Below are 10,483 nucleotides of genomic sequence, written 5' to 3' on the forward strand. Positions count from 1 at the left end.
ATAGGTATTGCAGCAAGGTTTTTGTGGCGAGTCGAAACTCAAATCTATCTTGAATGCTTATCTTGTGTAATCAGTTAACTAATGAAAAAAGTTAACTAAGCTTGCTCAATAATATTGAGCAAGCTTTTACGCATTCAAGGCGAACCTGTCAGGCTTTGATTTCGCTCAATATCATTCATCATGTAGGAGCTAACTGCTCAGCGATGTGGCCCAAAAGTCGCTGATTTCATTTGTTCTCATTGATAGTTTGATAAAGAAGACTTTTAATAAAGACAGTTTTTAATAAATAAGTATTTTAATAAAGACGATTTGGGGAGAAAAAGACTTGAGGTTTCATACCGGTTAACTCAGATAAATAACATCACTGAACCATATTTTTTTCTAGAATAGCCTTCACATCAATTTTGCTAAGACCTTGATTAAATCGCTCACGCCACTTACGCCCCGCTTCATTATTTTTAAATGCGATAAATAACTCTTTATAGGTCAAAAGCTTCTTATTAAATTGCAGTTTATGCTTTAGCGCCTTCATATTCGGTTGCGCCAAAATATACTGCAGAACATGCTCATCAATTATCGCACCGTCGATTCGACCAGTAACCACCTTGTTCACATTATGTTGATCCGATGCCACCGCCTCAAAAGGCTGCACTCCTTGTGCCATCATCCCATCCAGTTCTGGAGTATTGACATAACCTTCAACCACTCCGATAGTATAGTGATTCAAGTCGCTCTGCTGCGTCCAGCTGATAGGATGGGACTTTTGCTCTACTAAACCTAAGCCACTTCGCCCCATAGACTCAGAAAAAACAAACTTATCTGTTGGATATGCATATTCAGGAAGGTAACCAAGGTACTTAGAATTATTACGTGATGCCATTCTCACCGCTCGACTCCATGGGTAGAAATCTACAACAACATTATGGCCTACCGCTTTTAGCGCCGCTCGAGTCACAGCAATACATGCGCCTTGATGTTTTAATTGCCCTCCCGAGAAAGGCGGCCAATGAACAGAAGTCAAATACAGGGTATCGGCATAAGCTCCACCGGCACAGCATAAAGCCAATAGGCACACAGCAGCTTTAGCCTGCCTTTTAAAAAAGCCTGCCCAAGCCGTGCTCTTGTATCTCAAAACGCAAAGACTCGTTTTCACACCTTGCCTTTTCTATATTCAACGCCACACACCTGTACTCAAAGCTGCTGTTCAAAGCTACTTTTCAAAGCGAAGAGTCCGATGACCGCGTTTTTAAACCTATCCAAGATTTTAGTCAATCCCCACAATAACGCCAAAAATCTAGCCTTCCAGGCTAAGATAGGCCCTATCTAGCACAGCCTCTATCAAAATAGACCCTATCTCAAACAGCGTCAGTCTAAAACAGCGTCAGTCGTATTGAAATCAGCGCCGTCGCAGATGCGATAGAAAGGTTTTAATGGGGAATTAAAATAAAAAGCCGTAAAACAGTGGTGAAGGTTAAACGGTTTTAGCTGTTATTAGGGTCGCCCGAAAATTAAAATCAACACAATCAGATGAAGAACTACTAAACCTACCTAACATTAGGTAGTCTGTCTGCGACCAACCTCTCAAATTATCAATCCAAATCAACGATAGTCCTAATCGAAACAAAGCGTTACCTTATTTTATAAAACTACATTATTATCGCCTCTTAAATTAACCCTATAAAATGTAATGTTTAATTGAGGCTAAAATGAATAAGCTTAGTTTGCTCTCTATCGCTCTTCTTTCTACTTTGTCTGTTAGCTCAAATGCATCCAGTGAGCCCATTGAAATCATTCCTGCGGCGGTTATAACAAACCCTGAAAAAGTTGAGCTCGGTAAGATGTTATTCTTCGAACCAAGATTATCTAAATCAGGCTTTATTTCATGTAATTCATGCCACAACTTATCTACTGGCGGCGTTGATGCGTTACCAACATCAATTGGTCACAACTGGCAAGAAGGTCCAATCAACTCGCCTACTGTTCTAAACGCCGAATATGGACTAGCACAATTTTGGGATGGCAGAGCGAAAGATCTTAAAGAGCAAGCTGCGGGCCCAATCGCTAACCCTAAAGAGATGGGCTTTACCCATGAACTTGCAGTCGATACCGTACGCTCTATGCCTGCATACCAAGCACGCTTTGAAACCGTCTATGACTCAAAAACTATCAGCATGGATATGATCACCGATGCGATAGCAGAATTTGAAAAAACCTTAGTCACGCCAAACGCGCCATTCGATCTATACCTTCAGGGTGATAAAGACGCGATTAGCGAGCAAGCAAAAGCCGGTTACCAGTTATTTAAAGATAAAGGCTGTGTAAGCTGTCACAACGGTCCTGCTGTTGGCGGCACTATGTATATGAAAATGGGTCTTGTTAAACCATTCCATACCGATAACCCAGCTGAAGGCAGAAAGGCTGTAACAGGCAAAGAAGCTGATAAGTTTGTATTTAAGGTACCAACACTACGTAATATCGAACTTACCTACCCGTACTTCCACGATGGCAGTGTTTGGGAACTTGAAGAAGCAGTTAACACCATGGCTGATATTCAACTAGGTCAAAAGCTGTCTGATAAAGAAGTTAAAGAGATGGTGGCATTCTTAAATTCACTGACAGGTGAGCAGCCACAAATCGTGCTACCTATTTTACCGCCATCGAATACAAACACCCCAAGGCCTGTGCCTTTCGAGGGCTAATTTCTCCCTTGTTCTGTTAAGAGCAACAAGAGTAACTAGAATAACAAGAGCCGCTTAATGCGGCTCTTTTAATATCTTGATTTATCCTTTTAGCAATTGGAATTACACCGCTGCTTGATAATTCAAACTTTGGAAACGTTCTACAATGGCAATTAATACGCCTTGGCAACGCATATTACTTAAAATACCAGGACTAAAGCTATCGATACGCGCCATTGCCGTTAACAATAGCTGGCATTCGTAAAATGATGCGTCAGCAATACACTCTGGCCTGTCGACCATATAGCTGTTTTGATACCACTCAGCCCAATCAAATGACGTTAACAAGATACCGTCGGCTTCGAGATCTGCCACAAACTCTTGTAAACGCAGATCGGAAACATAGTGAACACCGAGTTTTAGATCCGTTGCATACTTGGAATATAGGCTCGCTAGGTAACCTTGCAAAATTGAGCTCTTCATTTAAACCTCCAACTAACATAGCTATTTGCATAAATTTTTACATAAATGTTTGCATAGCTACTTGCATGGCATTACGTTAAATACCAGCCCGAAAGGCGATGTCTTTAACGTTGCATATGCTGTACCAAGTTCGATGAAGGTTATTCTAATCTAAGTAAACTGAACCCAAACTTAACGTCACACCACGACAAAACCGCTTAAATGCCACTTAAATACCAAAATAAATCAATAATTTAATCTGTAGCAAACCTAACCTGCATGTACTAGCGAATGAGTTCGATAGCCAATAAAGCTTTTTACTGCAGCCAAATACAAACGTGTGTTGAGTGCAAAACGCTACCGATAATCTGCATTTATCTATTCATTCTGCAATCAGGTCAGTTAACGTGATCCCAATCATTAGATGTGATGTTTTTCACAAGCAAACTCTTCCATAATCAGGTCGGTAAATAAGCGCCCTGCTCGGCCAAGCGGTCGCTCCATGGTCGACACTAGCTGAGGAGTAAAGCTGTAACGATTCCCCCCATTAAAATCCACTTCTACCAGTTCACCGCTTTTAAGCTCCGATTCAATCAAAAAGTCAGGCATCCAGCCAAAACCTAAGCCCATTAACAGTGCATTTTTTTTCATAATAAACCCTGAGAGATAAAACACTTTATCGCCACCAAACTGCAGTTCATCTCGATAGTGTTTATCTGATGAGGAGTCTTCAATGGTTAATTCTACGTGCTGTTGTAGCTCAAACAGACTCAGTTTTTTCTCATTTGCCAATAGATGGTCTGCAGCAACAACTAAAACACTAGTAATATCAGGTAAGGCTTGCGGCCGATAACTTGGCCCCGTTCGATAATCTTTCACCAACATTAAATCGGCACTGTCGCGCTCAAACCTATCCTGTACGCCGCCTAGAAACTCCATGTTGAGCTGGACTTTGGTAGGGATCTGTAACTCAGCAAGACGTTTTAACGCGCGCATAATAGGTTTCATTGGCAAAGCGCCGTCGATAACAATCTCAAGTTTAGGCTCCCAGCCTTCACTAAAGCGACTCGCTAAATGCTCAATATTGGCAAGGTACTGCAGTAACCTTTGCCCTTCAGCCAAGATAACTTTGCCCTCAGGTGTTAATTCTGCTCGATACTGGTCGCGACAAAAAAGATTTACGCCAAGGTGTTGCTCAAGCTTTTTAACCTGGTAACTCACTGCAGACTGAGCCTTATGTAAACGCTCTGCAGCCTTAGCAAAGCTGCCCTCTTCGACTAAAACCTGCAGTACTTTAAACGCATCAACATCGATTCGCATATTGCTTCCTTTGCGTAAATCAAAATATACCATCTAATATTTAGATAGTCTTGAGCCAATTATTATTCTTTTTTTTGTTTGTTCAAGCAACTAAATTGAAGCTAGATCACATTATCAATAAGTGCGTGAGCACACTGAAGGAAAAGCAACTATGCCATTTTATGTGAAGCAAGGAACTATTCCCGCTAAGCGACATATCACATTCAAAAAAGACAATGGAGAACTCTACCGTGAAGAGTTGTTCTCCACTCATGGCTTTTCCAATATCTACTCGAATAAGTATCACCACAATATGCCGACCAAGGCGCTTGCTGTTAGCCCTTACATGCTATCTCATGGCGAAGACTGGCAAGACTCATTAGTACAGAACTATAAACTCGACACAAAGTTAGCAGACTGCTGTGGTAATTTTTTTAATAGCCGCAATAAAATCTTCTTTAATAATGATGTGGCCATGTACACGGCAAATGTTACTGAAGATACCTGCGAGTTTTATCGTAATGCCTATGCAGACGAAGTGGTATTTGTTCATGAAGGTGAAGGTACACTCTATAGTGAGTATGGCGCACTTAGCGTTAAAAAGTGGGACTACCTAGTGATCCCTCGCGGCACAACTTATCAGTTAAAATTCGATGATTACAGCAATGTAAGACTGTTTGTTATTGAGTCATCAACCATGGTTGAGGTGCCAAAGCATTTTCGTAACGAATACGGCCAGATGCTTGAATCGGCTCCCTACTGTGAGCGGGATATCCGCACGCCCGAGTTACAAGAAGCCATCGTAGAGCAAGGCGACTTCCCGTTAGTGTGTAAATTTGGTGATAAGTATCAACTGACATCACTTGAATGGCACCCATTTGATTTAGTCGGCTGGGACGGCTGTGTGTACCCATGGGCCTTTAATATCCAGGAATACGCCCCTAAAGTGGGTAAAATCCACCTGCCACCATCGGACCACCTCGTATTTACCGCACACAACTTTGTTATCTGCAATTTTGTACCACGCCCGTACGACTTTCACCCCCAGTCTATACCTGCACCTTACTATCACAGCAATATCGACAGTGATGAAGTGCTCTATTACGTCGATGGCGACTTTATGAGCCGTACAGGCATTGAAGCGGGTTATATGACACTACACCAAAAAGGCGTGCCTCACGGACCTCAACCAGGCCGTACTGAAGCCTCTATTGGTAAAACCGAAACCTACGAATACGCAGTGATGGTCGATACCTTCGCCCCACTCAAACTAACGGAACATGTAAAGCATTGCATGAGCAACGACTACAACCGTTCTTGGATTGAAAGCTAACGCGATAGTTCATGAATTAAGGCCACCAATAGAGTGGCTGGTATGTAGCATCAAATTGACAGAGGACATTACAATGGCAAGCGAACAAAACCCACTAGGCTTACTCGGCATCGAATTCACCGAGTTTGCCACACCTGAACAAGACTATATGCATCAGGTCTTTATTGATTTCGGTTTTTCATTGCTGAAAAAGTCAAAATCTAAAGAGATTTTGTACTACAAACAAAATGACATTAACTTTCTGTTGAATACCGAACGTAAAGGTTTTTCTGCCGAATTTGCTAAAAGCCATGGCCCAGCAATTTGCTCAATGGGCTGGCGCGTTGAAGACGCCCAATTAGCTTTTGAAGGTGCGGTTGCTCGTGGCGCTAAACCTGCTGACGATGCAGCCAAAGACATGCCTTATCCCGCAATTTACGGCATTGGCGATAGCCTTATCTATTTCATCGACACCTTTGGTGAAACCGACAATATCTATGCCACCGATTTTGAGGATTTGGACGAACAAGTCATTGTTCAGGAGAAAGGCTTTATCGAAGTCGACCACCTCACCAATAATGTCTACAAAGGCACCATGGAGCACTGGTCAAATTTCTATAAAGACATTTTTGGTTTTACTGAAGTACGCTACTTCGACATTAAAGGCTCACAAACAGCGCTTATCTCATATGCTCTGCGTTCGCCAGATGGCAGTTTCTGTATTCCAATCAATGAAGGTAAAGGTAGCGATAAAAACCAAATCGACGAATACCTACGCGAGTATGATGGCCCGGGTGTACAACACCTTGCCTTTAGAAGCCGTGATATTGTGGGCTCACTCGACGCGATGGAAGGCACCTCTATTCAGACCTTAGATATCATTCCTGAATATTACGATACCATCTTTGAAAAATTGCCTCAGGTTACCGAGGATCGTGAACGAATTAAGCATCATCAGATTTTAGTCGACGGTGACGAAGACGGTTATCTACTGCAAATTTTCACTAAAAACCTATTTGGGCCAATTTTTATCGAGATCATCCAGCGTAAAAACAATTTAGGATTTGGTGAAGGCAACTTTACCGCACTGTTTGAGTCGATAGAGCGTGACCAAAAACGACGCGGCGTGCTGTAAATAGAAGAATGATTTAGCACTCGTCTCACCATCAAAGACGCTAAGAGTACGCACAAAGGTAACTGCTCAAGCCGTTTAAGCGCTTGAGCTTTACCTCCGTGTTCTTCGTGAAAGCGAAGCGCTACGGGGTGAGATTAATGCTTTTAAAAAAGTTATGCTTATACGATACTTTCAGCGTTCGCTAACTCGTTTCTGGACAAAAGTCAGTTGGAGCTTACAGCTCGACTAGCCCTTACAGCGATATCAAACTTCGTTTGATTACAAAGCCCCAAAAGACTCGATATATTTTGGTTAAGAGTGGCATCCAACAAAAGTGGTTCCAATGGCCTGCGGCCAGCGCATGTGCAGACACTTCTGAGACTCGCTGCAAGCACGTCCATGTGAGCTCAACGAAAACATCCATGTTTTCGACGGTCTCAGCTGTATCTACACCGAGTTGGAACAGCATAATCTTTAATGTTTAGAGTTACGGCTAAAGCTCTAGCTCGTTTTTGGACAAAAGCTTGTTAGTGCTTAAACTCTATAACTCACACTTCACATTATCGTTAGTAATGAATATCTTAAGAAAGTGGGTTTATGTTCACTAAGAGATGGATGGATCGCAGTTAACTCTCGAAACAAGAAGCTAACCAGAAAGCTTAGTTAGCCGTTCTAAATGAAACGCCCTCGGCTCTGGCATCCTGCTTCGCCCTACCTCCTAAATCCATTTAGTCGTGTGCGGAGATACATGCAGGGTGGTGTGGAACCTCCGGCTACCCGTATATGAACTCCACCTGTTGAGCAATAATAATTAACATAAATACTTGCTCACATGACAGTAACGGACTATTGTCATTAAATCGTGACAGTCACGGAGGGTTTTATGGCTATGTCTGATGCTGAAAGGCAAAGAAAAAGAAGAGCTAAATTGAAAGCAGAAGCACAAAAAAACCTTTTAGTTCGGGGAGATGCTGGTGAGTTTGATGAGCGAATTAGAATTGCTTTATCTATTCAAAAACTTGCTAGAGAAGGAAAAATTACTAAAGAGTTTATAAATTTAATTGCAAAAACATCAGAGACAGTGTTCCCCACTACTGAATTATCTACTCGTTTATACATAAATAAAATTGTTTCTAAATATTTAACTTACGAAAAATAAAGGTTACAAAATGAAAAATACATCGATATTTGACAAAAATTTAAACCCGGTATTAGAAATTGCTTCAGACGAAGATTTGGGAACCTTAGTTGCATATCTGAGTGATAAGATTTCAGAAGATCTTACTGGACATGATGCATACAAAACACATGAACCAAAACACTCAAATTATGCTGATTTAATTGCGAGAGAAATTAGAGATATGGGAGGAAATTCATTTGCAAATGTATGGAGAGGTGAAGGTCCTTCTTATCATGAAATAGTTTGCGATGTAGCTGATAAAATGAAGGCTCCTTACAATAAAAACAAGTCTACTGAAGATATTGAAAACTCAATACTTGAGACTATTCTTACTGCTGCATTAGACCATATGTCCACTGAAGACAAGGAAAAATTACTTGCTGAAATGGGAGGTAAAGGAGGCCTAAGCAAAGGAGGGGTTGCAACTGCAACTTTTATTAGCATCTTTAGAGCTGGTGGCTTTTACTCATATCAATTAACGCTAATGATTGCTAACCAAATTGCAAGATTAATATTGGGCAAAGGTTTAATGCTTGCAACTAATGCTGCCTTAATGAGAGCTGCGGCAATTTTAACAGGACCAATCGGCTGGGCAATCACAGGATTATGGACTGCGATAGATATTGCAGGCCCTGCATATAAAGTAACAATCCCATGTGTTATCCACGTCGCGATGTTAAGAAAAAAACTTAATTCTCTAAATTGTAATAAGTGCGAGGCTGTATTGCCTGATACTACAATGAAATTTTGCCCCGAGTGTGGTGAAGCTACAGCAGCATAAATACATATCGGAGTTTGTAATTGACACCTACACTCCGAAAGCCGAGACGTTATTATTCTGCGTCTCGGCTATAATCCCATTAGAATACCGATGTAAGGCGTTGATTCCCCCTTGCAGCACCTTAGTTTGTCACTCGACAAAGTTGAACAAGAACATTTATCGATGCGTTTTGAGCTGATTTTTGCTTTGGTAAAAGTGAGCATTGATATTGATGCCTTATTTCAAGTAGTCAGTAACTGTCACTTATCGATTAGCAAAAGTAGGTCAACAGGCTTATTGTTTATCTGTGCAGCTCATCATCTGAAACTGATAAAGGGGCATTTCCAAGTTGTAAGCCGAACAATTAAAGCCCAAATGTAAGTACCAATTATCCGGTGTAGATACGGCCGTGACCGTCCATGACATGGACGTCATGGCCGAGCTTCCAAGGATGGACTTGTTGCGTGTCACGGCAGTGTCTGCACATAAGGTCGTTCCTTCACATCCATGTGATCACGACATTCGGACGTCCTGTCCAGCACCCGCTGCAGGCGATTGATAACTCTAAAGCTACGATCCAGAATTCGCTATTTGGTAACACAAACCAAAAAATCTCAGTTCTAAAGATCTTTGTTTTGGGCGCTGACAGATTGAATTCAAAAGAGCCAGCTAATGCTGGCTAAACCGTACGTGCTTAGGAGCGCTATTTTATATGACTAAAAACTAGCTCACCGACTGGTTTTTATGCTCTCAGCTCTACCCTAACTCGCGTTTATTCTCTACACTGTGCCACCTTTTTCTATCCATGCTCGATTAATCTCGATTTGAATTAAATAATGCCAGATTTAACTTTATTAGCCGTGTTTTTACCGACCTTCTTTTTTGTCTCCATTACCCCGGGAATGTGCATGACTCTTGCCATGACTTTAGGCATGAGTATTGGCTTTCGCCGCACGCTATGGATGATGCTTGGTGAGCTTGTCGGCGTCGCCTTGGTGGCCGTCGCTGCAGTCATGGGCGTTGCCAGCATCATGCTTAACTACCCTGAACTGTTTTCAATTCTTAAATGGGCTGGCGGACTCTATTTGGTCTACATCGGCATTAATATGTGGCGTTCAAGGGGAAAGATGGCGATTGTTGAAGGTCAACAAACATCTAGCGTCAGTAACCTTGAACTTATCTCTCAAGGCTTTTTTACCGCAATCGCTAATCCTAAGGGCTGGGCGTTTATGGTGTCATTACTGCCGCCATTTATTAGTGTTGAGCATGAAGTCGCGCCGCAACTTTTGGCGCTAGTCAGCATTATTCTATTTACCGAATTAACCAGTATGATGGCTTACGCCGCAGGTGGAAAAAGCTTAAGAATATTCTTAAGCCGCGGTGATAACATAAAATGGATGAACCGTATTGCAGGTAGCCTGATGATAGGTGTGGGCCTCTGGTTAGCGCTTGGCTAATGCTTAGTTGGTATTAGCTAGCGCTTAGCTGGCGTGAGTTCATGATTAGTTGGCGCTGAGTTCATGCTTAGTTCGCCATTAGCAATAGCAGACTCAGCCATAGCCGTCGCTTTCAATTGTGATAAAACAGAGCCTCGTTAGGCTCTAATGCCGTTCACTTAAGGTGAACGGCATTTTTATTTTTGGCATACCGTTGAGGCCTTGGTTTTACTGTTCTGGGG

General features: G+C 42.0%; 9 protein-coding genes. 6 read left to right on the forward strand and 3 right to left on the reverse strand.

What is annotated here, in order from left to right; all coding sequences use genetic code 11:
• Window positions 1-361: 361 nt before the first annotated feature.
• The gene (locus ACVBJC_RS13950) at window positions 362-1,075 is read right to left on the reverse strand and encodes a substrate-binding periplasmic protein (RefSeq protein ID WP_447161382.1); all 714 of its coding nucleotides are present in this window, start codon (window positions 1,073-1,075) and stop codon (window positions 362-364) included.
• Between the two features lie 631 nt (window positions 1,076-1,706).
• Between ACVBJC_RS13950 and ACVBJC_RS13955 the strand changes: the two genes are divergently transcribed.
• On the forward strand, window positions 1,707-2,699 hold the full coding sequence (locus ACVBJC_RS13955; RefSeq protein ID WP_447161370.1) for a cytochrome-c peroxidase: 993 nt from the start codon (window positions 1,707-1,709) through the stop codon (window positions 2,697-2,699).
• Window positions 2,700-2,801: 102 nt separating this feature from the next.
• Here ACVBJC_RS13955 and ACVBJC_RS13960 read toward each other — a convergent pair whose 3' ends face one another.
• Window positions 2,802-3,161: a DUF6508 domain-containing protein gene (locus ACVBJC_RS13960; RefSeq protein ID WP_447161371.1), complete on the reverse strand. Its 360-nt coding sequence runs from the start codon at window positions 3,159-3,161 to the stop codon at window positions 2,802-2,804.
• A gap of 399 nt (window positions 3,162-3,560) precedes the next feature.
• Complete coding sequence (locus ACVBJC_RS13965; protein WP_447161372.1) at window positions 3,561-4,460, reverse strand: LysR family transcriptional regulator; 900 nt, start codon at window positions 4,458-4,460, stop codon at window positions 3,561-3,563.
• A gap of 151 nt (window positions 4,461-4,611) precedes the next feature.
• On the opposite strand from ACVBJC_RS13965, the gene ACVBJC_RS13970 reads away from it, so the two are divergent.
• The 5 genes from ACVBJC_RS13970 to ACVBJC_RS13990 all read left to right on the forward strand — a co-directional run bounded on the left by ACVBJC_RS13970 (window position 4,612) and on the right by ACVBJC_RS13990 (window position 10,262).
• Window positions 4,612-5,772: a homogentisate 1,2-dioxygenase gene (locus ACVBJC_RS13970; RefSeq protein ID WP_447161373.1), complete on the forward strand. Its 1,161-nt coding sequence runs from the start codon at window positions 4,612-4,614 to the stop codon at window positions 5,770-5,772.
• Between the two features lie 73 nt (window positions 5,773-5,845).
• Window positions 5,846-6,886: a 4-hydroxyphenylpyruvate dioxygenase gene (gene hppD / locus ACVBJC_RS13975; RefSeq protein WP_447161374.1), complete on the forward strand. Its 1,041-nt coding sequence runs from the start codon at window positions 5,846-5,848 to the stop codon at window positions 6,884-6,886.
• A gap of 862 nt (window positions 6,887-7,748) precedes the next feature.
• Entirely contained in the window at window positions 7,749-8,024 is a 276-nt protein-coding gene (locus ACVBJC_RS13980) for a hypothetical protein (RefSeq protein WP_447161375.1), read from the forward strand.
• A gap of 10 nt (window positions 8,025-8,034) precedes the next feature.
• Window positions 8,035-8,826 carry a ubiquinol-cytochrome C chaperone family protein gene (locus ACVBJC_RS13985; protein ID WP_447161376.1) on the forward strand — a complete coding sequence of 264 codons (792 nt, stop codon included), beginning with the start codon at window positions 8,035-8,037 and terminating at the stop codon, window positions 8,824-8,826.
• 815 nt (window positions 8,827-9,641) lie between these two features.
• Window positions 9,642-10,262, forward strand: coding sequence for a LysE family translocator (locus tag ACVBJC_RS13990; protein ID WP_447161377.1), 621 nt, complete (start codon window positions 9,642-9,644; stop codon window positions 10,260-10,262).
• Window positions 10,263-10,483: the final 221 nt, after the last annotated feature.

The organism is Shewanella sp. 0m-6 (genome assembly GCF_052977325.1).